Genomic DNA, 23,430 nt, shown 5'->3' with positions numbered 1-23,430 from the left:
CTCCGCATAGCCAGATGGACCGCCCAGAAAGCGCGGTCCATACTTTTCATTGCTATACACAATCTGACAAACAAACGCCTTCCGCACCATTACTATGGGTGACAACACCATCAGTGATGTCACTTTTCCTTGAGGAATGAAAATGAATAATTGGCTGCAACAGATTCAGGGCTTATTAAACTCCGGTAGCAAGCAGGGGAATCATCATCAAGGGGGTAAAAACGGCAATTTGGGCGACATGCTGAAGCCCGCTGCGCTGGGCGGTTTGGCTGGCGTATTATTGTCGAATAAATCCGCTCGGAAGATCATGGGCTCATTAGGGAAAAACGCGTTGATCATTGGTGGCAGCGCAGCGGCGGGTGTGGTGTTGTGGAACCAGTATAAGAAACGGGTTCGCGATACGCATCAGGACGATCCACAGTTTGGCACTCAGTCTTCGAGCGATAATATTCGTGCGCGTCGTTTGATTCAGGCGCTGGTTTTTGCAGCTAAGAGTGATGGTCATATTGATGCGTCGGAAAAGCAGCGTATTGATGAGAATATCCAGCAACTGCAACTGGGTAGTGAGGCACATCACTGGGTACAGGAAGCGATAGAGCAACCGCTTGACCCGGTGCTGCTGGCTAAAGACGTGAAGAATGAGGAAGAAGCACTTGAGATCTACTTCCTGAGCTGTGCGGTCATTGATGTCGATCACTTCATGGAGAAGAGCTATCTGGATGCGTTAGCGACCGAGTTGAAGATACCGCAAGATGTTCGGCAATCGATCACCAATGAGTTGAAAAGCCCGTCATGATAAGGCGAGTGATTTAAGTCAAGGTGAGAGTGCGTCGGAGAAATAAACGAATAACGCGGGCGAAAAGGGTTTCGCCCGCAGTGCTATCTGACGCTTAGAAAGAACTGGTGTCTTTGAACAGACCCACTTTCAGTTCGTCAGCGGTATAGATCTGCTGACCGTCAACCAGTACTTCGCCATCAGCAATACCCATCACCAAACGGCGATTGATCACGCGTTTGAAGTGAATGCGATAAGTCACTTTCTTCGCTGTCGGCAGTACTTGTCCGGTGAATTTGACTTCGCCCACACCGAGTGCGCGGCCTTTACCTTCGCCACCTAACCAGCCCAGATAGAAGCCGACTAACTGCCACATGGCATCCAGACCGAGGCAACCTGGCATCACTGGATCGCCGATAAAATGGCAACCGAAGAACCACAGGTCAGGCGTGATATCCAATTCGGCTTCCACGTAGCCTTTGCCATATTTACCGCCGTCTTCCGTCATTTTAACGACGCGGTCCATCATGAGCATGTTAGGGGCGGGTAACTGAGGGCCTTGCGGACCAAACAGCTCACCACGACTGGAGGCAAGGAGGTCTTCTTTTGTATAGGATTCGCGTTTATCTACCATGGTCTCTGTAAGCCTTATTTTAATGAAGCACGCAGGTTAGCGTACACCTGTACGCTGGGCAAGTCTGTTGCGTCTGGTTGAACCAGTTGGTTTAACGGAAAAACCAAGGGAAGCGTCTACGCTCCTGCGGTGTAAGTTGTCCAATTCGCTCACGAATCGTGCTCAGCAGATTGGGCTGCTGTTCATCGTCATAAGCGAAATTAGTCAATAATGATAACGCTTCTGGCGCCGTTTCTACCGGGAACAAATGGAATTTCCCTTCGCGTACGGCTTCAACGACATCGTCCTGTAAACAGAGATGGCGCAGGTTAGCCACAGGTAAAATCACGCCCTGCGTTCCCGTCAATCCGCGACGCTGGCAGACCTCAAAGAAACCTTCGATTTTTTCATTCACGCCACCAATTGGCTGTACGCGACCAAACTGATCGACGGAGCCGGTTACGGCGAACTGCTGATTGATTGGCCGTAAGGAGAGGGCGCTGACTAACGCACACAGCTCTGCCAAAGAGGCACTGTCACCGTCAACTTCACTGTATGATTGCTCGAAGACCATGGAAGCGGAGAAGGGAAGCTGTTGATCAAGCTCTAACTCCGTAATCAGGAACGCCTGCATGATCATCATGCCTTTGGCGTGTAAATTGCCCGCCAGTTCGGCTTTGCGCTCGACGTCGGTAAATTCACCGTCGCCAGCGTGAACGACGCAGCTGATGCGTGCCGGCTCGCCAAAAGCAACAGGGTAGCCAGGGAATTCGAGTACGGACAGGCCGTTAACCTGACCGACGACTTCACCTTCCGTTTCGATCAGGATTTGACCTAATTCTATTTCATCCTGCATACGTTCACGAAGGTAGCCTTCACGCCATTGGCGAGCGGCAACGGCGTCAACCAGCGCCTGTTCCGTAATCTGGCCATCTCTGGCATACAGCGAGGCATATTTTAACTGGCTGGTTAACCACCGTGGGCACAGTGGTAAATTGCCCTGATCGCCGCTGTAGCGTACTGCGACATTGACTAAGGCTGGCCAGGCATCGGCATCCAGCAGCGGTAGTTGATTCTCGCTACATAATGCATTGATGTAGGCACACCAGCGCGCCATGTCATCCGTTTCAATCAACTGCAATTGCGCTTCAAATTCACCGTAAATGGCGTGCTCGCCTAATTCCGGCTCCATATCATGAATATCAGCCAGACTTTCTCGGTCGCCAAGAATAATCAAGCGGATATCAAGCGGCATCGGTGGCACGTCCACGGGCAGAGGCTTGCGCTCGTCTGGTGAGAGCCAACGATAGATTCCTTCTGCCATAATCTGCTTCAGACGCAGCCACATTAAAGGCTGAGCCAATAGCGCTCTGGCCGACAGGATCAGCGTACCGCCATTAACCTGATGAATCAGTCCTGGATGTAGCGTAATTTCGTCGTGAAAACTGCGCACGCAGCCGAAGAGCTGTTCAGGTTCGATCCATTCCTGATAGCCACAGGACTGCTGTGCGGCAAAATTATCTGCAGGCTGTGTGGCTGGCTCGACCCGGATATGACGACCCTCAATGATATATTTACTGCCATGTATCGCCCCGGAGTCTGGCCTGATTGCGCTTAACGCACGGGCGATCAATGCCATATATTCATCGTTCTCTTGCGCTTTCAACAGCATAAAGCGAGAAGGAGAGCGAGGGTGGCAAAAGAGCGTCAGACTGTCTGCCAGACGCGACTGAATAGCGGAGAATTCAGCAGGAGCAAGCTGAGCTGCCTGAGTGAATAGCGTTTGATAAGGCGTATTATTGGGCAGTAAATGCTGCCATGAGAGTCGGTTACTGGTCAAAGTATCAATGTAATCGTCTAAAGGAAAAGCGTGATTATACAAGAATAATGACGAGTGCGCATAAGGAGAGTCATCTCTCCGTCATCTTTAACATGTTGAAGCGGGACGGTGCTTGGCTGATTGTCTTAAAAGCCGCCAAAAAACCGCCAGAAAGGGGTCAAAATCAGGGAAAACTGTTATGCTGAAAGTAACGTTACGCGGTCACTGAAGAATTTAATATGAAATATCAACAACTAGAAAATCTTGAGTGCGGATGGAAATGGAAGTACCTGGTGAAAAAACACCGGGAGGGTGAAGAGATTACGCGCTTCCTGGAGCAGAGTGCTGCGGATGAGGCGGTACAGGCATTGCTTAAAATGGAAAACCAGCCAGTGAAAGTGCTGGAGTGGATTGCGCAATGTATGAACCCGACCTTAGAAAATCGGATGAAGCAGACGATCCGGGCACGGCGTAAACGTCATTTCAATGCAGAGCACCAACATACGCGCAAGAAATCAATCGATCTGGAATATTTGGTCTGGCAGCGCCTTGCGGCTCTGGCTCAGAGACGCGGAGTGACCTTGTCAGAAACGATTGTACAGTTAATTGAAGATGCCGAGCATAAAGAAAAATATGCCAGCCAGATGTCGTTGTTCAAGCAGGATCTTAAAGCCATTCTGAATAACGACGAGATGTGATCGGCCAGTTATCTTTATCTTGCCGATAAACAGGCATAAAAACGCAGGGAGCGTTTTTCAACGTTGCGCAGCAACGGCCAGCAGGGTGACGGACAAGTATGTTTGCCATAAAAAAAACCTCGCCGGAGCGAGGTTTTTTTTCGTTAATAACTTAAGCCTGAGGCTGAGTTACAACGTCTTTGATGCCTTTAACTTCGATCTCTACGCGACGATCCGGTGCCAGGCAGTCGATCAGCGCAGCACGAGGTTTCACGTTGTCACAGGTAGAACCGGTAACAGGTTGAGATTTGCCCAGGCCACGAGCAGAGACTTTGTTCGCAGGGATACCTTTAGAAACGAGGTAATCAACGACGCTCTGTGCACGTTTTTCAGACAGGCCTTGGTTGTATTGCTCTGAACCTAAACGGTCAGTGAAGCCCAGAACAACAACGGAACCATCTTTTGGATCCAGAGAGCTCAGCTGAGTGTACAGTTGATCCAGTGATTGCTGGCCTTCTGCTTTCAGCGTTGCTTTGTTGAAGTTGAACAGGACGTCAGATTTCAGCGTGAAACGCTTGGTTTCAACAACTGGAGCCGGAGCTGGAGCTGGCGCCGGAGCAACAACTGGAGCTACACGGTCATCTTGGCCGAAACGGTAAGACAGGCCAACGCTCATCAGCATGTTGTCTGGACGGGCACCAACGGTACCAGCATCACCAATGTTGCTTACCCACTGGTAGTCAACACGAGTAGCCCAGTTTTTGTCGATAGCGTATTCAACACCGATCGCAGCCAGCGGAGAAACGCCAGTGTCGTCGTTGTTGAGGTGGTTGCCGCTTCTGTCAGCGTGAGTGTCAACGCTCCATACCATACCACCCAGACGAGTATAAACGTCCAGATCTGGCAGCACTGGGTAGCTCAGTTTAGCAGCCAGTTGGATGCCCTGTGCTTTCAAGCTCGCGCTGTCTGCTGCGTTAGAAGTAGAACCTGCATACTTCATGCGGCCCAGCCAGTCGTAGCCCAGTTCAAAACCTAGGTACGGGTTGGCTTGATAACCAAGAAATGCACCAGCGCCTAACTTGCTTTTGATTGGGTTGTTGTTGACACCGGTGTAACCATTTCCGTAGAAACCAGTATCGTGGAATTGAGACACACCCAGTTTACCACCGGTGTACCAGGTATTGTCTTTAGGAGCTGCTTGCGCGATAGTCGCGAAGCTAGCCAGTGCCACTGCAACTGCGATAGCTGTTTTTTTCATTTTACGCCTCATTATCATCCAAATCGGTAATTAACCTGATGGGCTAATAAACCTTTGGTTAAAATCCTTTGGTTGGAGACTTTGCCCTTATTTATGACTTACTGTCAGTCAACTGACGTTATAAAAGAGCAACTCCAGCGAGTTAAAGTCTACAACGTGATGAGAAAGTTACAAGTATGATGTGATTTGCGTCATAAGAAAACCGCACGATTCATACATACTTGCTAACAAATAGTAGATGCTTTTGACAGATCTTACGCCTTTTAGCTGTGCTAAATACACGCCAAAAGCCCGCAGAATACCGCTCTGCGGCGATCTGTACAGTACATAACCAGATAGAGCTGAGAAAATTCTTAATTTACTTAATGATACAATGTCGAATGAATTTTAAGGCTGGGAAATAGTCTATAGGCGTCACCGCCAGTGCTTTCTGGCCGCATAATAAAGCCGTACGTATTTCCTGCCTGGGCTGCGTGCCGTAGCCGAACTTTCTCTTCTTCCGTTAATTCGTGCGGTAACCAGCACAACACCGCGCTGTAATTTCCTGTCAGCAACGCTCTCTCCATTGCATCAACCGTGAACAACGGATTGATATGGTGGAGTTGTACCATTTTATCCAGCGGTAACCCAGATTGCTGTACCCAGGGGCGGCTCAATTTTTGCTGAGGAGAAAGCCATAGCAGCCAACGAGATTGTGTACCTAACTGCTGTAAAAGCGGTAATAGCAGGTGTGTGACTATGGGCTGATCGGCGTTGTACACGATTTCGCTGATAATTCCGCCCGCGCTGATCGAGCTTTCCGCAGCATGCTGATTTGCAGAAAACGATGACGACTGAACGTTGTGAGAGCTGATTGATTGCGTACGCATAATGAGTGCTACCCATAGTGTTACTGTATGGGTATACAGTATCTGCTGTGTGCGTGAAAATCAACCTGATTTTTTTGAAAGCGCTTCGCATATTCCTTATGCAAGAGACAGTAAACACATTTACTGTTTGAAGCCGCATCGGGGCTGTGTTTAATTATTTGTTCCTGCTACAGATATTTTTAATTGTTCAGGAAGAGATCATTTCAATACTAAGGATTATGGCAATGAAGCAATTATGCAAAAAAAGGATTTTGCAATCTCAGCATTCTTTTTCATCTTTGGGGGACATCACTTCACGTTCCCAATTTGGTGGCTACAGCATCGCAGCAAATAAAACGATTTTTGGACTGGTCTCGGAAGGGGAGCTTTATCTGCGTGCCAGTAAGAAAGATGAAAGATATTTTCAGCAGCGCGATATGCCTCATCTGATTTATACCAAACGCGGAATGCCGTTACCGCTGAACTACTTCCTTGTCGATGAAGCATTATGGCAAGAACCGCAAACGCTATTATATTTTGCCCGACTGGCGTTGGCCGGCGCGCAGCATGATCAGGTCCTCAAATGTACGAGCGGGCGTTTAAAAGATCTCCCGAATCTTAACCACGATATTGAACGACTACTGTGGAAAGCGGGGATAAGGAATGTGGATGAATTACAGCATTATGGCGCTAAAAATAGCTATCTCGAGTTGAGGAAGGTTCGCGCTAATCTGAGTGTTAACGTGCTGTTGGCGCTTGCTGGCGCCATTTGTGGCACGCATCAGGCGGCACTCCCTCGCGGTATCCGCAACGAACTGCTGGAGTGGTATAAAAACAATGCTGTCTCTAAAGGATCAAAGCACTAAAAAATAAGCTTTATTCTCACTGTCTCATCATGTCATTTTTTAGCTGTACGAGTTCAGGCAGAAGGTCGAGCAGCAGACCGATTTGCTGAATAATCAATGATTCTTTACTGTCTGACTCAGGCGAAAGGGATTGAATGCTGGCGGTAATAGTTTTCAATCCCTGATTGATGCGTGAGCTTTCCTCTTCGCTACAGTGTAGCGCGTCATCAACATGACACACGGCATCATCCAGCAATTGCAGCGTTTCCGATGAGGTAATTTTCCCACGGTGCGCGCCGAGCGTTGAAATATAGCTTAACAACGTATGATTCAGGCACATGAAGCGAAATGCACTGTCCAGCTTATTTCTGGTCGCGTGAGGTTCTGAAGACATATTCGACACGACAGATGCCAGCTCTGCATCACAGTTATGCGCATCTCGGCGGGCAATGCGATAAGGCAGGCTATTATCTTTCCCCTGATGATATTGCACCATAATCGCATCAAGATAACGGCAGTTGGCGTCCAGAGTTTTATTGATAACGGTGGGCAGACCGCGAAAACGCCAGTCCGGCCAGATAAAGCTCACCGCAGCCCACGCGATGGCGCACCCCAACAAGGTATCGATAATACGTGGCACCGCGACTTCAAAGCCCTCGCCCAATAGATTGAAACAGAGCAGGACAAGCAGCGTAATAAACATGGTTGCGTGCGCGTACTGCACGTTGCGAAAGGCGAAGAACAGTACGCCACTAATGACGATGAGCGTGAGCTGCCCTTCCAGCGATGGGACGAAATACAAAATGGGCAAGCCGAGTAAAATACCGGTCAATGTGCCAATAATCCTCAACGTCAGCCGTCGCCGGGTGGCGTTATAGTTGGGCTGGCAAACAAACAGGCTGGTCAGCAGGATCCAGTAACCGTGTTGCAAACCCGTTATCTGAATCAACGCGTAGCCGCTACAGAGGAGTACGGACATGCGGATAGCATGACGAAACAGCGCTGACTGGGGCGTCAGGTGGCGACTAATACGCAAGCGGATGTCGCTCCAACCCGTTATTTTGTCGTCTGCCAGCGTGTTTTCCGGGTTATTTTCTTGCTCGATGGCCTGTTCGGATTCGATAGTCGCCAACTGGGCGTCAATGGCGCGCAGATTATTTAATAAATATGTGAGCGCCTTAAGTTGTGCAGCATCTGCCATGTTGTTGGCCGCGATGCGCGTAATCGCGGACTCGAGATGCACGAAAGCCCGTTCAAGGCGGCTGTCATGCTGATATTTTTGCTGTAGCAGAATGGATTGCGATAGTTGCTGACAGGCTTTGGCTTGCATGCTGAGCAGGCGTTGAAAGCGAAATAAGACGTCGCTATAGCGCAGTTTCTCGCGTAGTTGTGGGTAGTAAACGTGTGATGAGCTGGCCCGTTCGTGAATATCCTGAGCGACAAAATAGTAGTGCAGCGTTTGACGCGTCCCGCGCTGTCCGCGGTCGCCACGCAGACGCGTTAACAGCGAGGATTTGGTCTGGTTGAGGATCGCGACCAACTGGCTGTTTGCCATCGCGACGTCAATCAAGGGCTTGTCGGTTTCTTCTTCAATATCGGGATCGAATAGGTTGGCTTTTGCATCCAGATAGCGGGCCAACTGCTGATAACACTGTGCGAGGTTGTCCTGTAACGGGCGGATAGGGAATATCAGATGGCCGAACAGCGTAAGCAGGTTGTACCACGATGCCCCGATCAGCAGCATGATGGGCTGCTGATACCAGTTGTCGTAAAGAGAGATTCCCAGCATGGTGTAAATCGCAATCAGCAGTGCGCCGAAGGCGATAGTCGCATAGCGCTGCCCTAATGCGCCGAGCAGAATAAAGCCGCAGGTCGATATAGCCAGACCAAACCCGAATAGCCAGGGATAGGGAAAAAGCAGTTCGATCGAGACGGAAGCGACAAAAAAGCAGGCCAGCGTAATGAACAGATTACGCAGACGTCCGGTGAGGCGATCGTCAAGGTCAGTGAGGGCAGCCGCGACGACGCCAAGTGTGACCGGAATGGTTGATGTTGGCTGACCTAGCCACCAGGGAACTGCCGCTGCACCGCTGAGCGCAATGAGGATACGAATGGTGTACAGCCAACTGCTGTTGTACACATAGCGACGAATTCCTGGGGCAAAGGTGAGCAACGTAATATCCTTAGATGCCGTTAGCGAAAGTGGCGGCGGGCATTGTTTTCCCGCGCAGCCTGTGCAAGTTCGACGGAAACCACGCGACGCCCTACTGGCCACAGCGCGATGGCAGCAATTTTAAAGTTAGCGATGCCAACAGGAATGCCGATGATGGTAATGCACTGCGCGATACCGGTAATGATGTGCGACAGGCAGAGCCACCAGCCAAAGAAAATGAACCAGAAGATATTCAGCAGAGAACCGCCTGCATTGAGAATCGTGCTCTTTTCATCCGGGCGTAGTTCATCAACATGGATGGCTTCATTGCCATAAGGGAAGAGCGACAGCTTGGTGATTTCCCAACATGAGCGTGTTAGCGGTAAGGTAAAAATCAGCAGCACGCTGACGACAGTCGCCAGAAGCCAGGCCAGTGTGGTGAAAAAACCACCTAATACGAAATTAAGGATATTCAACACAGTACGCATAGTCTCTCCTGTACTTGTAAGGTAACCCGATAAAGTAACCAAACTTGCTGATGGTAAAAGAATTATCACATTAAGCATCAGGATATCCTAACCTGTTTTTAAGGCTAGAGCGTGAAGTCCGATAACGGGTAAACTAGGAACAGATAAACGACAAAGTATGGACGAATAACCTCTCACATAGTCATGGCGCGAACATCATGGAACTGAAATCTACCTCGTTAGGTAAACATCTGGCCCAGCATCCTTACAATCGGGTGCGGTTATTGAATGCCGGTGTCGAAGTGAGTGGCGATAAACATCAATACCTGATTCCCTTTAATCAACTGCTGGGTATTCACTGTAAAAGAGGCCTGGTGTGGGGAGAACTGGAATTTGAGCTGCCTGCCGGGAAAGTGGTGCGCTTGCACGGCACTGAGTGGCAGGAAACACAGGCTTTTTACCGCCATCTGCTTAAATCCTGGCTTGACTGGAGTGAGGAGATGAGTCTGATTAGCGCGGAGGTTTTACAGCGCCAAACGGACAGCATTCAAACACTGACGCAGCAGGATAAATGGTTTAGCCGACAGGCGCTGTCAACGTTGCAGAAAGCCGTCCGCGATTCTCTGGAAGCGCTGCCTTTGCCTGTTCCCAGACTTGAAACCTTTGACAACTGCCGTGATAACTACCGGGACTGCTTGCGCTGGCTTGAACAGGGCGAAGAGATGCGCACTGCGGTGAATCAGGGATGGATGGATCGCACGTTAGCGGCAGAACAGCCTTTCTTTGAAACGGTGGAGAGTTCGCCATTAAACGTGTCGCAGAGTAAAGCCGTGATAAATGGCGAAGAGGGCGTACTGGTGCTGGCGGGTGCTGGCAGCGGGAAGACATCCGTGCTAGTGGCCCGCGCGGCGTGGTTAATGCATCGGCAGGAAGCTGCGCCCGATCAGATTTTACTACTGGCGTTTGGTCGTAAAGCGGCAGAAGAGATGAACGAACGCATTCAAGAACGGCTCCACATGGATGAAATTCAGGCTAAGACGTTCCACGCCTTGGCCTTGCACATCATTCAGCAGGCGAGTCGCAAGGCACCGATGATAAGCCAGTTGGAAAGTGATGCGAAACAGCGTCGGGAACTGCTGATTTCTCACTGGCAGCAGCAGTGTGCCGAGAAAAAAACGCAGGCTAACGGGTGGAGGCGTTGGTTAACAGAAGAGCTGGAATGGGAGATTCCTGAAGGCGATTTTTGGAATGACCCAAAGCTGGCGGGGCGGCTGGCCGGGCGACTGGAGCGCTGGCTAGGGTTGATGCGTATGCACGGCGGCAGCCAGAGCGATATGGTTGAGCTGGCACCAGAATCCCTTCGGACAGAATTTCAGCAACGTGTTCGCCTGATGGCACCATTGTTGAAAGCCTGGAAAAAAGCGCTTAAGGATGAAAATGCGGTCGATTTCTCCGGCCTCATCCATCAGGCTGTCAATCTTCTGGATAAGGGGCGTTTTGTTAGCCCTTGGAAGCACATTCTGGTTGACGAATTTCAGGATATCTCGCCACAGCGTGCGAGTCTGCTGGCAGCACTGCGTCGTCAAAATAGCCGTACCTGTCTTTTTGCCGTAGGGGATGACTGGCAGGCGATTTACCGTTTTAGCGGCGCAGAGCTGACGTTGACGACAGCATTTGAACAGCATTTCGGTGTAGGTGAGCAGTGTGCGCTGGATACCACCTATCGTTTTAATGAACGCATTGGTGAAATCGCCAATACGTTCATACAGCAGAACCCGTATCAGTTGAAGAAACCGCTTAATAGCCTGAGTAAAGGAGATAAAAAAGCGGTGACTATCCTGCCTCAGGATCAGCTTGAGCCACTTTTGGATAAACTGAGCGGCTTTGTGAAAGCGGATGAGCGCATTCTCGTGCTTGCTCGCTACCATCATTTACGCCCTGCTATTTTGGATAAAGCCGCAACCAAATGGCCGAATTTGCACATTGATTTTATGACTGTACATGCCAGTAAAGGGCAGCAGGCGGAATACGTCATCATTGTGGGTATGCATGAAGGGAGAGACGGCTTCCCGGCGCCGGCTAGAGAGTCCGTGATTGAGGCCGTGCTGTTACCTGAACCTGAAGATTTCCCCGATGCGGAAGAACGTCGCTTACTGTATGTGGCATTGACGAGAGCGAAACATCGTGTTTGGTTGCTACAGGATGCGGAGAATCCATCGGTGTTTATTGAACATCTTCATCGCTTAGGTGTGCCGACGCAGCGTAAGCCGGGATAATGAAAAGCGAAAGCAGAGAAGAGAGAAGTAGGAGAGTAGACCAGCGACGGTGTGGCACGCCGCTGGTCCATGATGATGTGCGTGACTATTTCAGGCGGTCTTGCAGATAGCGTTGATAATCGGGGATGGCGATCTGTACGGGTTCTTTAAATAGCGCAGAATTGACCAGAAAATCCGCCGTTGCACGGTTGGTGGCCACGGGAATGTTCCAAACCGTAGCCAGCCTCAGCAGCGCCTTCACATCGGGATCGTGTGGTACGGCGTTCAGTGGATCCCAAAAGAAGATCATCAAATCGATTTTCCCTTCGGAGATCAGCGCACCAACCTGCTGGTCGCCTCCCATTGGCCCGCTCAGCATGCTTTTTACGGGCAGCCCCGTATTCAACTGAATCAGGTTCCCGGTGGTTCCGGTGGCGTAAAGCGTGTGCTCTTTGAGCTGTTCTTTATTCGTACCAACCCAATCCAGCAAGGATTGTTTACAGTGGTCGTGTGCTACCAGCGCAATATGTTTTTGCGCGGCGATGGTACGGGTGGTGAACTCCATGGTTACGTCCTTCAATCTGGTGTAGTAAAGCTGACGCTAGTGTACAGACAGATTACGGAAACGCTGTTTCGGTGCAAAGCGATAAAAGCAGGAAAAGGCGAACGGGTATCAAAAATCTGATGCGACTGCGCGTAAAATCACCAGGTTACAGATTCATTCAGCGCGGCAGAAAAGCCAGCAACGGACGCGCCTTTCGCCGCTGCATTGTACTCCGACATTTTTCGTTCTATATCGAGCAGCTCATTGTCAGCAATGACAAGCGCATCGGTACGCACGGGGATAGCCTGATTTTTTTCATCAAGCAATTGATACTGAGGCTGAGCAGTGAAATTTTTTCGATCTTCAAGGGTATGCAGCGGCGGTAGTTTAAATGACACCGATGCCACTTTTGCCGTATTAAAGGTCGCAATAAACGTGGAAGGAAAATAGGTCACTGGCGCACCGGTTTGGGCATCGACGGTGTCGACAACTTTGAACAAAATCTGGTGTTGCCCACTGCCAAGTTCGAGGCTATCGGCACCCTTTAGCAACGAGCCTGACATCTTTTGCCCGTCAACCATCAGGAGATCGATTTTCTGATCTAATTTCAACGTTGTTGCCGCAATTACTGAGGTACTGAACCCTGCAATAAAAAGGCAGACAGTGATGAAGCCGAATTTCATATTTTTCCCAAATAGCACGCAATCCGAGTATTGTTGAGGAATTGTCTGAATGTGTCAAAGGTTTCAATTTGAAACAGGCTGTTATGGCATTTTTCGTTCTATAAGATACAGACGGCGGGTCTTCAAGCCATTTTCTGCGATCCGTAAAATGTGCGATACACTGTAATAAATCACGCAAGAGAGGCTGAATAGCATGAATGACAGTGATATTGAATCTGTACTAAAAACGGTCAAAACCATTGCACTCGTGGGGGCTAGCGATAAGTCGTCCCGCCCGAGTTATGGTGTGATGGCATATTTGCTAGAGCAGGGATACGACGTTATTCCCGTTAGCCCCAAACTTGCTGGACAAACGCTGCTGGGTCAAAAAGTGTATGCCAGTTTAGCGGATATCCCTAAACCGATTGATATGGTCGATGTCTTTCGCCAGCCGGAAGCGGCTTACGAGGTTGCCAAAGAGGCCATTGCCATTGGCGCTAGTGTTTTATGGCTACAGATCGGCGTCATTAATGAACAAGCGGCAATTTTGGCTCATGATGCCGGGTTGAAAGTGGTGATGGATCGTTGCCCGAAAATTGAAATCCCACGGCTGGGTCTGGATAAATAAGCGCTCAGGTAAAGAAGTCACAGACATTCGGCGATGCTGAGTATCACAACATCGCCAATGTTTGTTTTCGGCCGCCAATATTGAACGTAGGGAAAAATTAATGGCGCAGCTGTGGTGCACGGCGCTGAATGACCTCGGCTAGCTCGTTGAGTGAAGGGTGTTCGTGTTCCGACAGTTCTTCCTTCATCAACTGCGCTTCTGCCAGATAAGTATGTATCGGTTGGCCTTCGTCATCTTCCATCACAACGTGATACCACGGTTCGGAACGTGGCGTATCGTTGCCGCTAATCTCTTCCCAAGTGGGTGTTTCTAATGAGTATTCGGGATCGATATCGATAACGACCCCCGGAAACCCCAGTAGCTTATGACGAATCTGTTGTCCGATGCCAAATTTACAGATGATCATATAACCCCCTGGAAATAGATTACACTTTCTACTCGCTGCGGATTACGTGGAGGAGGACAACCGCATCCGACAACGCTTTTTAGCGTACAGCGTTTTTCAAGCGATGTGTTCGTCGATGAATCAGTGCCTGAACACATTATTAACAGTATGGTGTAAATTTTTAGAAGATACAGCCCTGCTAATGAAATGTTGTTTAGCCTCGTAGACTGGGAAGGAGGAGAAGATGGCAAAGATAGCGACTGTCGCTTATGTCTATGGCCTGGTTCAGGGCGTCGGGTTTCGCTACAGCACGCAACATCAGGCCGTGCGACTCGGACTCAATGGGTATGCGCGCAATTGTGATGATGGCAGCGTGGAAGTGGTGGCAAACGGCGACGCTCAAGCGGTAGAGGCGTTAATTGAGTGGCTGAAACAAGGAGGCCCACGAAGCGCCAGAGTGGATAAGGTGCTTATTGAGCCACATGGCAAGACGGACTATGAAGGTTTTACGATCCGCTATTGAAACTGGGCAATGCTAGATGCATTTTACTGGTTTGGGCAAGCCGGCAATTTTAGTCGCCTGCTTTGCTGGCCCTTTGGGGAAAAGTTTGTACAGGTAGCGGCTATTCCCTTTCTCTTCGCCATACTTTTGCGCCATCGCTTTAACCAGCATGCGTATCGCGGGTGACGTATTGAACTCCTGATAAAAATTCCGCACAAACCGGACGACTTCCCAATGCGGTTCGGTCAGCGTGATGCCTTCCTGCTCTGCTAACACGTGAGCCAATGCTTCACTCCACGCGTTGCTATCCATTAGGTAACCTTGCGCATCTGTTTCGATTGTTTGTCCTTCAAACTCCAACATCTTTTCTCCGCCTGCGATAGATCAGCCCGCAGTTTAACAAATATTTCTGTCTGTGCTGGAAATAAAAAAAGCCCCGGTTGGGGCTTTCTCGGTGTGGCGATAAATAAAACTTAGTCGTTACGCATGATGCCCAGAATGCTCAACAAGCTAACGAAGATATTGTAGATCGCGACATACAGGCTAACTGTTGCTCGGATGTAGTTGGTTTCGCCACCGTGGATGATGTTACTGGTTTCCCACAGGATGGCACCCGCAGAGAACAGAATAAACAGGGCACTGATCGCCAGATGCAAGGCCGGAATCTGCAAGAACAGATTGGCGATGACGGCGACAACCAGAACAACAAAACCTGCCATCATCATACCTGACAGGAAGGACATATCTTTACGTGTCGTTAAGACGTAAGCTGAGCAGCAGAAGAACACCAGTGCCGTGCCGCCCAGCGCCAGCATGACAATGTCGCCTGCGCCTGAGGAAATCAGCGAACTTAAAATCGGGCCTAGCGTATAACCCATAAATCCGGTCAGTGCGAACGCTGCCAGAATACCCGCAGGGCTGTTCGCCAGTTTGTGCGTCAGGAACATCAGGCCATAAAACCCAACCAGCATCAGAATTAATCCCGGAGCGGGCAGGTTAAGTACGGTACTTGCTGTTGCGGTAACGGCGGAAAAACCCAGCGTCAGCGACAGCAGGAAATAGGTGTTGCGCAGCACTTTGTGCGTGCTGAGTAGCGAGCTTTCACGGGTAGAAGAAACAACAATACGATCCATATCAGCGACTCTCTCTTCAGGGTGCTATTATCCAATGTCAAAGAGTAAATAGTTGCAGGACGTTATTAAAGGTGGTTTACCCTTCTTTACGCTGCAAATTATTCATCCTTAGGTCTTCGCTCGTGCTTTGTTCTGCAATTTGTCGGGTGCTGGAGATAAATTGCGCTCTTTCATCTGCCGCATGGCGGTTTTGCGTTCAAATGCGCTACGTTAGATTATTTTTCAGGCAATTGAGCGCTGTGATGCTTTACAAGCTCTCATTCACTGTTTATAGTTCGCGTCATTGCGGAGGAGTGGCCGAGTGGTTGAAGGCACCGGTCTTGAAAACCGGCGACGCGAAAGTGTTCTAGAGTTCGAATCTCTACTCCTCCGCCAAAAAATTCAACGGGTTAGCTTAGGCTAGCCCGTTTTCGTTTCTGCTATCTAACCAATCGTATTTTTATCTCATACTGCTGATGTGAGTGTTGTTCATAATGACGTTCGTGTTGAGCAGGTGTGGACGTATAGCGACGTTGCGGTACGAATTTTTTCCCTTACATCATTCATTCAGAAATGAATATTAACGATTGGTAAAATAAGCAGGTCTCGCGCTGTTCGGTATTAATAAATTGATAGTCGCGGGTCAGGAATAATAACAACATAAATACCTGTGTTATTTATCGCTGACTGTACGCATTAAATAAAACTCTGGCCAATAACGTATAAACGCTACTGGAAAACGAGAGAATAGTGTCTTCATCGGGCATTAAATCAGGAAGTCGTCCTGAGTTTTATAAACAATCAGTTCCAGCAATGCTCGATATTTCTCCTGAAAAGCGGCATTAGCCTCTGTTTCAATCTTGTGAATTAATTTAGCGATGATGGCCTTGTTACTGACGGAATGGCCGGACTGAATGATCTCTTCCACAATGTTGCCGAGTATTTCCATGTCGTTGACCTGAGAGTCAAGGCCGAGAGTGTCAGATATCGGGAGCTCATTTGGGGGTACCTCTGAATGCATTGTTTTTCCTCCCTTACCTTGTGCGTTTTCTGACGTGATTAATGCACGTCTTGCCAGACAGCACGCATTCGCTGTCCGCCAGACATGAAGAAATGGTTAGTTAACTTTAGTCGATCGTACGCATAAAACCAGTCGGTAAGATAAATAAACACAGCGTGATTCGGCGACGTACCTGGATGCGAAAGGATGACGCCGATCAATGGTCAGGCTGATAAATATGAATTTATCGTTCTCCACCAATATTATGTCTGGAATAGTTATGTGAGACGCATGACTTCAATAAGTTAAACACGAAGAAATGAAAGGGGGCAGAGAAAAACATTCACTGAACATAAAAACTATTAATGCATTTTGATTAAATTTTAACAGATTTTTATCTGTAAAAAAAGATGACATATTTCTGTGCTACATGTCGCTTATCAATAAATGTCTTTTTATCAAAAGAGTGCTGTAGTTTAGAGAGTTGTAGTTTACCTGGAGCGTTGACATGCAAAAGATCAGAGCAAAAGCAGTTTGTCTTTTCCGAAACCATGGAAAGATTCTGTTAGCAGAAGGGTATGACCCTATAAAAGATGAGCATTATGTGTTGCCGCTCGGTGGTGGCGTCGATTTTGGCGAATTGTCGCAGGCGGCAGCGGAGAGGGAAGTCCAGGAGGAAATTAGTGCAGCGACCAAGGATTTCTCACTGTTAGGCGTTTCAGAGAATATTTTTTCCTACAATGGCAAACCTGGGCATGAGATTGTCTTTGTTTATGAGGCGCGCTTTCAGGACGAGTCGCTTTACCAGCAGGAGATTATCCATGGTATAGAGACAAATGGTGTTCCGATTGTTACCCGCTGGTTTGATATTGATCGGCTGCGGTCAGGGGAAATCAAGTTTTATCCTCATGGTATAGTGGACATGATCTAGTCACGGTCAGTCTGGTTGGAGTGAGACAAGCCGTTGCTTCCCTGAGGATCATGACTGCCGATGTTAAGTGCCAAAATAAGGAAAAAAGATGCGGGTTTTGATAGTGATTGATATGCAGAATGCGGTGTTTGCAACACCAAGAGCACGACAGGCACAGACGGTCGCATTGATAAATCAGCTTTCAGGCGCAGCAGATCGGACGATTTTCATTCAGCATGAAGAAGACGGCATGTTGTCAGGTAGCGAAGGGTGGCAGTTATTGCCTGAGCTGAACCAGCCAGAGGGTTGTTTATCTATTACCAAAACGGCGTGCGATGCGTTTTACCGTACGCCGTTAGCCGATGTGTTGGCAGAGTTGGGTGTTAACCACCTGACGATTTGCGGATGCGCGACGGATTATTGTGTTGATGCCACCATTAAGAATGCGGCCAGCCGAGGCTACGCGTTGACGATCGCCGCCGATGCACACACGACGGCTAATCGCGGTGAACTGAAAGCAGAACAATTAATCACGCATTACAACGAGGTGTGGCGGAATTTTATTATTCCAGGCAACACGATTACGGTAGAAACAACGGGGCACATCGTTGCCTCATGGAAGATGAGTTGCTAGCCCTATGTTGAATATTATTTCTGTCAGAAAGAGCCCTGAATACAAAGAAAGGGCGATTCATTATTTCCAACGCCACTGGGCATCTGACGAGACGTTGATGCTTTACGAAGACTGTATCAACCATTGTATTGGTGCAGAAAACCCATTGCCTGATTGGTATTTGCTGGAAAAGGATGGGCATATTATTGGTGGTGCCGGGTTAATTACCAATGATTTCATCAGCCGTATGGATCTTTATCCCTGGCTATGCGCGCTTTATGTTGAAGAGAATCATCGTAGCAATGGGTATGCGGGGCAATTGATTGAACACCTTGCTCAGGAAACCCGTCGTGCTGGTTTTTCTACGCTGCATTTATGCACTGAGCTGCTCGGTTTTTATGAACACTATGGTTTCCACTTTACCGGAATGGGTTATCACCCTTGGGGGGAATCTTCACGTATCTATTCACGACCGCTTTAAAGAAAAGTTGGCGGTGAGCTAACGGACACTTGGCAGGTTAAAAATAGCGGGCAACATGTGTAAAAGTGAACGGGATCATATTCTGCTGACGACGAGCAGACTACGCTTCTTACATACTGACAGGTAATCAGTTATCCATGCAGAGGAGAGGTGATTATGTACACGAGCATCCTAGTGCCAGTAGATATAGAAGAAGATGAACTCACCCAACACGCGATTACGCATGCAGTTAGGTTGGCTAAAATGTCAGGCGCCGCAATACACCTCTTCCATTCCCTCCCGGATGCATCGGCGTTCTTATCTGCGTATTCTTTTGGCATAAAAGAGTTTGAGAATGAGGCGGTGGTGAAAGCAAATGACAAGCTCAAATCGCTGATGAAAACGATCGATCTGCCGGCATCACGGTTGTCATGCAGCGTCAGTTTTGGTTCGGCCAGAGACGAGGTGCTGGCGCTGGCGGAGGAGATGAATGCGGATTTGATCGTCATCGGTTCGCGGCGGCCAGATGTGAAAACCTATCTGCTTGGCTCAAATGCCGCAGCCATCGTTCGCCATGCGAAAATGTCTGTATTAGTTGTCCGTTAGTTTTGCATAACGCAACTGCCGCATTAGGGTTTGTCCGATGGGGCAGTTGCGATGCTACGCATCAGAATGACGATCGAAGTATTCAACACGTTCAATTAACTGTTCGATCTCACGATCGGAAAACACGTCGATACCGTGGCGACGCAGCAGCTCTGCGGTAACGCCACTTCCTGCTGTTTGTGAACCATCAAACCGCCCACTATATATAATGCGACTGCCGCAAGATGGGCTCCCTTCTGTGAGGAGCGCGAAGCGGCAGTTATGCTGTTGCGCCATTTGCAGCGCTAGCCAGGCACCCAGAATATAACGTTCGGTCACATCGGCACCGGTTGCTTCGACTACCTTAGCGCCAGCCGTGATGACAGAATTGCCGCCAGTAGTCGGGATGATTTCCGCTGAAGGTCTGGGCGTTGAGAAACCTGCCGCCAGTTCCGGGCAAAACGTAATGAGTCGCTTCTGTTGGCGCCACTGGGCAAGATAGCCGCCAACCGATTTCTTTTCGGTGCCGTTATAGCGGACGGGAAAGCCGGACAGACAGGCGCTGATCAGAATGTTACTCATTGTGGGCATTCTCTCTTAAAAGGCGCGAATAGGCGCTGCTGCGTTGATTCACCCTGTCGGTTATCTGGAAGAGAAGCGTCGCTTCAAAAAATGGAGAACAACAGGACAACAGGAAAGCTCAGCGGCCAGGTTAGCCCGATAATTAACGACGCGAAGAATCGGATGAACAAGGATTTATCTTTACTTAACAAGAAAGTAACGATCAGGGCGATGACAAAACCGATCGTGTAGGTAAGCTTAATAAGTTCCCATAGGGAGTGATGTGGCACGTTTGTTTCCTTTTATCCTCGGAGCGCCTGCATTTTATGTTGTTAATATTTCATGATCAATTTTTTAACCCATAGTGGGTAGCCGTGAGACCGTGTTCTGCGGTGCGTATTTTGTACTACAGTGATTATCTTCTGGTTAAAATAAGGCCCTCGTATGAAAACGACGCTGTCTGTTGCGATGGTGTGTGCTGTGGCTCTGCTTTCTTTTTCTACACCCAGTATGGCGAAAAATACCCGAATTTCTGATGAGCAGATCAAAGAACGGCTCATTCAGGAATCAATTTCTACTTATTCCGGTAATTGTCCTTGTCCTTATAATTCAGCGCGTAATGGCAGCAAGTGTGGCAAACGTAGCGCATGGAGTCGGGCAGGGGGATATACGCCGATCTGTTACAAAGACGAAGTGACCCAGAAAATGATTGATGACTGGAGAATGAAAAATGGGAATACATAACATTTGGCAGGGAAATAAAAATAGCGAAATAATAATCTCTTTGCTAAGAAATTAATTACGCTATTTCTGTGACAGAAATATTAAATTTTTATTTCAGTATGGACATTACTGGCTGGCTGTCATAGCTTACTATTTTACCCCATGAGAAAGGTAATAAAATGAGTGAGATATCTAGCCTGTCCCTGAAGATTTCCTCAGAGCTGAAAGAAAAAATCAAAGCGGCTGCCCTGGAAAATGAAGTCTCTATCAGTGCAGAAGTCAGCGCTCGGTTACTGAAGAGCTTTGATGAAAGCCACCATGCCTCTGAATTGTCTCCTGAGCTGGTGGACAGTCAGGGTACAGAAGAAGTTGGTGCGGAAGTGCCGTTAACGCAGAAAGAGCTAAAGAAAATCCGGGAATTACTGAAAGGTAAATCTAAAGCGGCTTCCAAGAAAAAGTAATGCGGTTCTGAATCTCTGATTGATTCAAAAAATATATAACAAAATTAAATCACCCAGGCGCATTGATGAAAATGCATCTGGGTGAATATTTTTCGCTCAATCCACACTGCTCGTGTCGAACGAGAAAATGGCTGGAAGTGTCCAGTCCCATATCCATTCACCTAACTCTTCATATTCCTACTTCGCATTCGCGACATAATATAAACGCAGAAGGTATTTATTTAAAAATATAACAAATTGTTATTATTTGTTTTTGAGTTTATTGTTACATCCTGAATGCCATATTCATTTCATCTGGAAACATATATCTTATAAATAGATAGATTTTAAAAAAATGATCGATTAAATAGATATTAGTGCCATAAGTTAGAAAATATAAAGATTATCTACAAAAAGCCGATACTGCCTTCGGCGTCAGGAAAAGTTGTTCTGGTGTGTATTCGTTCCTTGCCGCTGCTATTAGACCATAATTTTAGTGACGGTAATTCTCCTGGATTCTGTGAGTCATGGGAACGTAAAAAGTCAGGTTATGGTACGGAGAAATGCGGTGAAAGATGAGGTGTAAAGGATGACGTTTTTTCTACTGCCAGCATGTGCAGAAGTCTGCTATCGCGCGCCGTATCTGGTTAGACCAATTCGACCGTACCGCCATGAATATGGTTTGATGCGCATGTCTACCTACATATTGTTCATGTTTCTCACCAGGGCATATAAATTATCTGTCCAGAAATGTGTATTTTTTGTTATGAAAAAGAGTATTGGAGCTATCTGTATTTATTGAATAAATATTAATTTTTCAATTATATATTTTTATACAGATAGAAAAAATTAATTAAGGAGATGTTAATGAGTTTATCCAACTGGCGTATAGGGTATCGATTAGGGGCGGGGTTCTCTTTTCTGGTATTAATGCTTTTGGTAATTGGCAGCGTTGCCATTTCAAAATTAAGTGACTTTCACGAAAAAATGGATGAGATTGTTTCGCAAAATTATCCATTGACCGTCAAAAGTAATAAGCTGATTGATGAATTGAATGGTTACCTCAATAATCAGCAACTGTTGTTATTACTTAAATCAGAAAGTGAAATCAATAAACAGTTGGCGCTGAACAAAGAGCGTTCAGGAAAAATATCTGAACTCATGGAGTATCTGAATCAGTCCGTCAGTGACGATAAATCGGTTGCGGTACTGCGTGATATTGGTGATATCCGCCGCGATTTCCTTGGTTCAGCGAACAAACTTTCGTCATTGATCTCGGCAGGGAACACCGAAGCCGCATCTGAAGAGTACTTCAACGTAACGCGTGTGACACAGGAAAAATACACCAACAAAGTCAATGAATTTATCGGGATACAGGATGACAAGATGTCATCCTCTGCGCAAGCGGTGGGGGAAAGCTATAAAAATGCGCTGATGGTTCTCGCCACGATTATTCTCATCAGTGCGCTGGCTGGGTTGATTATTGCTTCACTGATTACCCGCAGCGTGACCCAGCCGCTACAGGAAGCGCTGGGCGTTGCTGAAAATGTCGCGAAAGGCGACTTGACCTCTGAGATTTATACCGATCGTAAAGATGAAACCGGCCAACTGTTATCTGCCTTGAACAATATGAACAGCAGTCTACGGCAGATTGTTAGCCAGGTGCGCGATGGCGCAGAAACGATCTCCAGCGCTGCATCGCAAATTGCAGCAGGGAATCAGGATTTATCGGCCAGAACGGAAGAACAGGCAAGCTCGCTGGAAGAAACAGCGTCATCGATGGAACAACTGACGTCAACGATCAGAAATACCGCCGATAATACGACGCAGGCAACAGATCTGGCGGCCAGCGCGTCTGAAACGGTGAAGAAAAGCGGCGCCATGATGGAAACAGTCACGCAGGAAATGCGTGGAATCCGTGATTCTTCACAGCGTATGGCAGAAATTATCGGGGTGATCGATGGTATTGCCTTCCAGACCAACATTCTGGCGCTGAATGCGGCCGTTGAAGCGGCACGTGCCGGTGAACAGGGAAGAGGGTTTGCCGTTGTTGCCAGTGAGGTACGTGCGCTGGCTCAGCGAAGCGCTACGGCGGCAAAAGAAATCAAAGAGCTTATCGATGATTCATTCAAGAAAGTGCAGGACGGCATGGGGCTGGTAGAAGAAACGGGTGTCACGATGAATTCACTGGTGACGAATGTGCAGGGCGTAACAGGAATTATCAGCGAAATTGCGCAGGCCAGCCGTGAACAAAGCGATGGAATCAACCAGATCAACCTGGCCGTGGGGCAGATTGATACGACAACCCAGCAAAACGCCGCGTTGGTTGAAGAATCTGCTGCTGCCGCGCTCTCTTTACAGGATCAGGCAAATAGCCTCGCGCGTACGGTCAGCGTATTCAATCTTGGTGCATCTTATAAAAGTGCGGCATTGAGTAGAAAAGTGGAAACACCTGCGCTGTCAGCCCCTAAAAATAACCGTGCAGAAAAAACCGCTGCTAAAGGTGAGTTAGCGGACTGGACGACGTTCTAACATCCGCCATTAAGCTGTATTGCTGATTAACCGCCATTGTGTTGCACAAATTGTGTCACACAGT

Annotated in this window: 27 protein-coding genes and 1 tRNA gene; 14 read left to right on the top strand and 14 right to left on the bottom strand. The window is 48.2% G+C overall.

Features of this window, described 5'->3' with window-relative positions; all coding sequences use genetic code 11:
* Positions 1-142: 142 nt before the first annotated feature.
* Complete coding sequence (locus tag I2D83_RS13600) at positions 143-796, top strand: tellurite resistance TerB family protein (protein ID WP_015840758.1); 654 nt, start codon at positions 143-145, stop codon at positions 794-796.
* A 94-nt stretch (positions 797-890) separates the two neighbouring features.
* Here the strand turns inward: I2D83_RS13600 and fabA are convergent, their stop codons facing one another.
* Together fabA and I2D83_RS13590 are read right to left on the bottom strand one after the other, a co-directional pair.
* Positions 891-1,409, bottom strand: a complete 519-nt coding sequence (gene fabA / locus I2D83_RS13595) for a bifunctional 3-hydroxydecanoyl-ACP dehydratase/trans-2-decenoyl-ACP isomerase (protein WP_005970620.1) — start codon at positions 1,407-1,409, stop codon at positions 891-893.
* A 91-nt stretch (positions 1,410-1,500) separates the two neighbouring features.
* Positions 1,501-3,270, bottom strand: coding sequence for an AAA family ATPase (locus I2D83_RS13590; RefSeq protein ID WP_181844712.1), 1,770 nt, complete (start codon positions 3,268-3,270; stop codon positions 1,501-1,503).
* 176 nt (positions 3,271-3,446) lie between these two features.
* On the opposite strand from I2D83_RS13590, the gene matP reads away from it, so the two are divergent.
* The gene (matP, locus tag I2D83_RS13585; protein WP_181844713.1) at positions 3,447-3,905 is read left to right on the top strand and encodes a macrodomain Ter protein MatP; all 459 of its coding nucleotides are present in this window, start codon (positions 3,447-3,449) and stop codon (positions 3,903-3,905) included.
* Positions 3,906-4,056: 151 nt separating this feature from the next.
* Here matP and ompA read toward each other — a convergent pair whose 3' ends face one another.
* Positions 4,057-5,142, bottom strand: a complete 1,086-nt coding sequence (ompA, locus tag I2D83_RS13580; protein ID WP_181844714.1) for a porin OmpA — start codon at positions 5,140-5,142, stop codon at positions 4,057-4,059.
* A gap of 362 nt (positions 5,143-5,504) precedes the next feature.
* Complete coding sequence (gene sulA / locus I2D83_RS13575) at positions 5,505-6,011, bottom strand: SOS-induced cell division inhibitor SulA (protein WP_205946704.1); 507 nt, start codon at positions 6,009-6,011, stop codon at positions 5,505-5,507.
* Between the two features lie 224 nt (positions 6,012-6,235).
* Between sulA and I2D83_RS13570 the strand changes: the two genes are divergently transcribed.
* Positions 6,236-6,856, top strand: coding sequence for a TfoX/Sxy family DNA transformation protein (locus I2D83_RS13570; RefSeq protein WP_015840753.1), 621 nt, complete (start codon positions 6,236-6,238; stop codon positions 6,854-6,856).
* Positions 6,857-6,872: 16 nt separating this feature from the next.
* Here the strand turns inward: I2D83_RS13570 and yccS are convergent, their stop codons facing one another.
* Both yccS and I2D83_RS13560 read right to left on the bottom strand, forming a co-directional pair.
* Complete coding sequence (gene yccS / locus I2D83_RS13565; protein ID WP_205946703.1) at positions 6,873-9,008, bottom strand: YccS family putative transporter; 2,136 nt, start codon at positions 9,006-9,008, stop codon at positions 6,873-6,875.
* Between the two features lie 20 nt (positions 9,009-9,028).
* Positions 9,029-9,475 carry a YccF domain-containing protein gene (locus I2D83_RS13560; RefSeq protein WP_015840751.1) on the bottom strand — a complete coding sequence of 149 codons (447 nt, stop codon included), beginning with the start codon at positions 9,473-9,475 and terminating at the stop codon, positions 9,029-9,031.
* Positions 9,476-9,672: 197 nt separating this feature from the next.
* Here I2D83_RS13560 and helD point away from each other — a divergent pair, with 197 nt between their 5' ends.
* Positions 9,673-11,730 carry a DNA helicase IV gene (gene helD / locus I2D83_RS13555; protein WP_205946702.1) on the top strand — a complete coding sequence of 686 codons (2,058 nt, stop codon included), beginning with the start codon at positions 9,673-9,675 and terminating at the stop codon, positions 11,728-11,730.
* An 85-nt stretch (positions 11,731-11,815) separates the two neighbouring features.
* Here helD and I2D83_RS13550 read toward each other — a convergent pair whose 3' ends face one another.
* Together I2D83_RS13550 and I2D83_RS13545 are read right to left on the bottom strand one after the other, a co-directional pair.
* The gene (locus I2D83_RS13550; RefSeq protein WP_015840749.1) at positions 11,816-12,274 is read right to left on the bottom strand and encodes a methylglyoxal synthase; all 459 of its coding nucleotides are present in this window, start codon (positions 12,272-12,274) and stop codon (positions 11,816-11,818) included.
* 137 nt (positions 12,275-12,411) lie between these two features.
* Positions 12,412-12,936, bottom strand: coding sequence for a DUF2057 family protein (locus I2D83_RS13545; RefSeq protein WP_180777836.1), 525 nt, complete (start codon positions 12,934-12,936; stop codon positions 12,412-12,414).
* A 193-nt stretch (positions 12,937-13,129) separates the two neighbouring features.
* Between I2D83_RS13545 and I2D83_RS13540 the strand changes: the two genes are divergently transcribed.
* Positions 13,130-13,543 carry a CoA-binding protein gene (locus I2D83_RS13540; protein ID WP_015840747.1) on the top strand — a complete coding sequence of 138 codons (414 nt, stop codon included), beginning with the start codon at positions 13,130-13,132 and terminating at the stop codon, positions 13,541-13,543.
* A 97-nt stretch (positions 13,544-13,640) separates the two neighbouring features.
* On the opposite strand, the gene hspQ is transcribed toward I2D83_RS13540, so the two are convergent.
* A complete protein-coding gene (gene hspQ / locus I2D83_RS13535; protein WP_015840746.1) occupies positions 13,641-13,949 on the bottom strand; it encodes a heat shock protein HspQ in 309 nt (102 codons plus the stop codon).
* A 223-nt stretch (positions 13,950-14,172) separates the two neighbouring features.
* Between hspQ and yccX the strand changes: the two genes are divergently transcribed.
* A complete protein-coding gene (gene yccX, locus I2D83_RS13530; RefSeq protein WP_180777837.1) occupies positions 14,173-14,451 on the top strand; it encodes an acylphosphatase in 279 nt (92 codons plus the stop codon).
* 12 nt (positions 14,452-14,463) lie between these two features.
* On the opposite strand, the gene tusE is transcribed toward yccX, so the two are convergent.
* Positions 14,464-14,793, bottom strand: coding sequence for a sulfurtransferase TusE (tusE, locus tag I2D83_RS13525; protein WP_180777838.1), 330 nt, complete (start codon positions 14,791-14,793; stop codon positions 14,464-14,466).
* A 110-nt stretch (positions 14,794-14,903) separates the two neighbouring features.
* On the bottom strand, positions 14,904-15,563 hold the full coding sequence (yccA, locus tag I2D83_RS13520; protein WP_015840743.1) for an FtsH protease modulator YccA: 660 nt from the start codon (positions 15,561-15,563) through the stop codon (positions 14,904-14,906).
* Between the two features lie 287 nt (positions 15,564-15,850).
* Here yccA and I2D83_RS13515 point away from each other — a divergent pair.
* Positions 15,851-15,938, top strand: a tRNA-Ser gene (locus I2D83_RS13515).
* Between the two features lie 370 nt (positions 15,939-16,308).
* Here I2D83_RS13515 and I2D83_RS13510 read toward each other — a convergent pair.
* Positions 16,309-16,491: a biofilm/acid-resistance regulator YmgB/AriR gene (locus tag I2D83_RS13510; protein WP_228483929.1), complete on the bottom strand. Its 183-nt coding sequence runs from the start codon at positions 16,489-16,491 to the stop codon at positions 16,309-16,311.
* A gap of 559 nt (positions 16,492-17,050) precedes the next feature.
* Between I2D83_RS13510 and I2D83_RS13505 the strand changes: the two genes are divergently transcribed.
* The 4 genes from I2D83_RS13505 (at position 17,051) to I2D83_RS13490 (ending at position 19,131) form a co-directional block, all read left to right on the top strand.
* On the top strand, positions 17,051-17,473 hold the full coding sequence (locus I2D83_RS13505) for an NUDIX hydrolase (protein ID WP_015840741.1): 423 nt from the start codon (positions 17,051-17,053) through the stop codon (positions 17,471-17,473).
* 88 nt (positions 17,474-17,561) lie between these two features.
* A complete protein-coding gene (locus tag I2D83_RS13500) occupies positions 17,562-18,086 on the top strand; it encodes an isochorismatase family protein (protein ID WP_181828864.1) in 525 nt (174 codons plus the stop codon).
* Between the two features lie 4 nt (positions 18,087-18,090).
* Complete coding sequence (locus I2D83_RS13495) at positions 18,091-18,546, top strand: GNAT family N-acetyltransferase (protein WP_205946701.1); 456 nt, start codon at positions 18,091-18,093, stop codon at positions 18,544-18,546.
* A gap of 156 nt (positions 18,547-18,702) precedes the next feature.
* Positions 18,703-19,131 (top strand): universal stress protein, encoded by a 429-nt coding sequence (locus I2D83_RS13490; RefSeq protein WP_015840738.1) that lies wholly within the window; start codon positions 18,703-18,705, stop codon positions 19,129-19,131.
* Between the two features lie 54 nt (positions 19,132-19,185).
* Here the strand turns inward: I2D83_RS13490 and I2D83_RS13485 are convergent, their stop codons facing one another.
* Together I2D83_RS13485 and I2D83_RS13480 are read right to left on the bottom strand one after the other, a co-directional pair.
* The gene (locus I2D83_RS13485; protein WP_205946700.1) at positions 19,186-19,692 is read right to left on the bottom strand and encodes a 2-thiouracil desulfurase family protein; all 507 of its coding nucleotides are present in this window, start codon (positions 19,690-19,692) and stop codon (positions 19,186-19,188) included.
* Positions 19,693-19,775: 83 nt separating this feature from the next.
* Positions 19,776-19,961, bottom strand: coding sequence for a GhoT/OrtT family toxin (locus I2D83_RS13480; RefSeq protein ID WP_015840736.1), 186 nt, complete (start codon positions 19,959-19,961; stop codon positions 19,776-19,778).
* Positions 19,962-20,115: 154 nt separating this feature from the next.
* On the opposite strand from I2D83_RS13480, the gene I2D83_RS13475 reads away from it, so the two are divergent.
* The 3 genes from I2D83_RS13475 to I2D83_RS13465 all read left to right on the top strand — a co-directional run bounded on the left by I2D83_RS13475 (position 20,116) and on the right by I2D83_RS13465 (position 23,366).
* Entirely contained in the window at positions 20,116-20,415 is a 300-nt protein-coding gene (locus I2D83_RS13475) for a hypothetical protein (RefSeq protein ID WP_181828862.1), read from the top strand.
* Between the two features lie 158 nt (positions 20,416-20,573).
* Entirely contained in the window at positions 20,574-20,855 is a 282-nt protein-coding gene (locus I2D83_RS13470; protein ID WP_205946699.1) for a hypothetical protein, read from the top strand.
* 846 nt (positions 20,856-21,701) lie between these two features.
* On the top strand, positions 21,702-23,366 hold the full coding sequence (locus I2D83_RS13465; protein ID WP_181848540.1) for a methyl-accepting chemotaxis protein: 1,665 nt from the start codon (positions 21,702-21,704) through the stop codon (positions 23,364-23,366).
* Positions 23,367-23,430 lie beyond the last annotated feature (64 nt).

This window comes from Pectobacterium aroidearum, assembly GCF_015689195.1.
Lineage (GTDB): Bacteria > Pseudomonadota > Gammaproteobacteria > Enterobacterales > Enterobacteriaceae > Pectobacterium > Pectobacterium aroidearum.
The sequence above is the reverse complement of the archived record's forward strand: the minus strand, read 5'-3'. Positions and strand labels throughout refer to the sequence as shown.

What these genes read in the sequence shown, in the direction of transcription:
- I2D83_RS13495 (WP_205946701.1), top strand. Translation starts at nt 18,091, where the DNA reads ATGTTGAATATTATTTCTGTCAGAAAGAGCCCTGAATACAAAGAAAGG.
- fabA (WP_005970620.1), bottom strand. Translation starts at nt 1,409, where the DNA reads ATGGTAGATAAACGCGAATCCTATACAAAAGAAGACCTCCTTGCCTCC.
- yccX (WP_180777837.1), top strand. Translation starts at nt 14,173, where the DNA reads ATGGCAAAGATAGCGACTGTCGCTTATGTCTATGGCCTGGTTCAGGGC.
- helD (WP_205946702.1), top strand. Translation starts at nt 9,673, where the DNA reads ATGGAACTGAAATCTACCTCGTTAGGTAAACATCTGGCCCAGCATCCT.
- I2D83_RS13570 (WP_015840753.1), top strand. Translation starts at nt 6,236, where the DNA reads ATGAAGCAATTATGCAAAAAAAGGATTTTGCAATCTCAGCATTCTTTT.
- hspQ (WP_015840746.1), bottom strand. Translation starts at nt 13,949, where the DNA reads ATGATCATCTGTAAATTTGGCATCGGACAACAGATTCGTCATAAGCTA.
- I2D83_RS13505 (WP_015840741.1), top strand. Translation starts at nt 17,051, where the DNA reads ATGCAAAAGATCAGAGCAAAAGCAGTTTGTCTTTTCCGAAACCATGGA.
- ompA (WP_181844714.1), bottom strand. Translation starts at nt 5,142, where the DNA reads ATGAAAAAAACAGCTATCGCAGTTGCAGTGGCACTGGCTAGCTTCGCG.
- sulA (WP_205946704.1), bottom strand. Translation starts at nt 6,011, where the DNA reads ATGCGTACGCAATCAATCAGCTCTCACAACGTTCAGTCGTCATCGTTT.
- I2D83_RS13475 (WP_181828862.1), top strand. Translation starts at nt 20,116, where the DNA reads ATGAAAACGACGCTGTCTGTTGCGATGGTGTGTGCTGTGGCTCTGCTT.
- I2D83_RS13470 (WP_205946699.1), top strand. Translation starts at nt 20,574, where the DNA reads ATGAGTGAGATATCTAGCCTGTCCCTGAAGATTTCCTCAGAGCTGAAA.
- yccA (WP_015840743.1), bottom strand. Translation starts at nt 15,563, where the DNA reads ATGGATCGTATTGTTGTTTCTTCTACCCGTGAAAGCTCGCTACTCAGC.
- I2D83_RS13600 (WP_015840758.1), top strand. Translation starts at nt 143, where the DNA reads ATGAATAATTGGCTGCAACAGATTCAGGGCTTATTAAACTCCGGTAGC.
- matP (WP_181844713.1), top strand. Translation starts at nt 3,447, where the DNA reads ATGAAATATCAACAACTAGAAAATCTTGAGTGCGGATGGAAATGGAAG.
- I2D83_RS13500 (WP_181828864.1), top strand. Translation starts at nt 17,562, where the DNA reads ATGCGGGTTTTGATAGTGATTGATATGCAGAATGCGGTGTTTGCAACA.
- I2D83_RS13540 (WP_015840747.1), top strand. Translation starts at nt 13,130, where the DNA reads ATGAATGACAGTGATATTGAATCTGTACTAAAAACGGTCAAAACCATT.
- I2D83_RS13545 (WP_180777836.1), bottom strand. Translation starts at nt 12,936, where the DNA reads ATGAAATTCGGCTTCATCACTGTCTGCCTTTTTATTGCAGGGTTCAGT.
- I2D83_RS13490 (WP_015840738.1), top strand. Translation starts at nt 18,703, where the DNA reads ATGTACACGAGCATCCTAGTGCCAGTAGATATAGAAGAAGATGAACTC.
- I2D83_RS13510 (WP_228483929.1), bottom strand. Translation starts at nt 16,491, where the DNA reads ATGGAAATACTCGGCAACATTGTGGAAGAGATCATTCAGTCCGGCCAT.
- tusE (WP_180777838.1), bottom strand. Translation starts at nt 14,793, where the DNA reads ATGTTGGAGTTTGAAGGACAAACAATCGAAACAGATGCGCAAGGTTAC.
- I2D83_RS13485 (WP_205946700.1), bottom strand. Translation starts at nt 19,692, where the DNA reads ATGAGTAACATTCTGATCAGCGCCTGTCTGTCCGGCTTTCCCGTCCGC.
- I2D83_RS13465 (WP_181848540.1), top strand. Translation starts at nt 21,702, where the DNA reads ATGAGTTTATCCAACTGGCGTATAGGGTATCGATTAGGGGCGGGGTTC.
- I2D83_RS13550 (WP_015840749.1), bottom strand. Translation starts at nt 12,274, where the DNA reads ATGGAGTTCACCACCCGTACCATCGCCGCGCAAAAACATATTGCGCTG.
- I2D83_RS13560 (WP_015840751.1), bottom strand. Translation starts at nt 9,475, where the DNA reads ATGCGTACTGTGTTGAATATCCTTAATTTCGTATTAGGTGGTTTTTTC.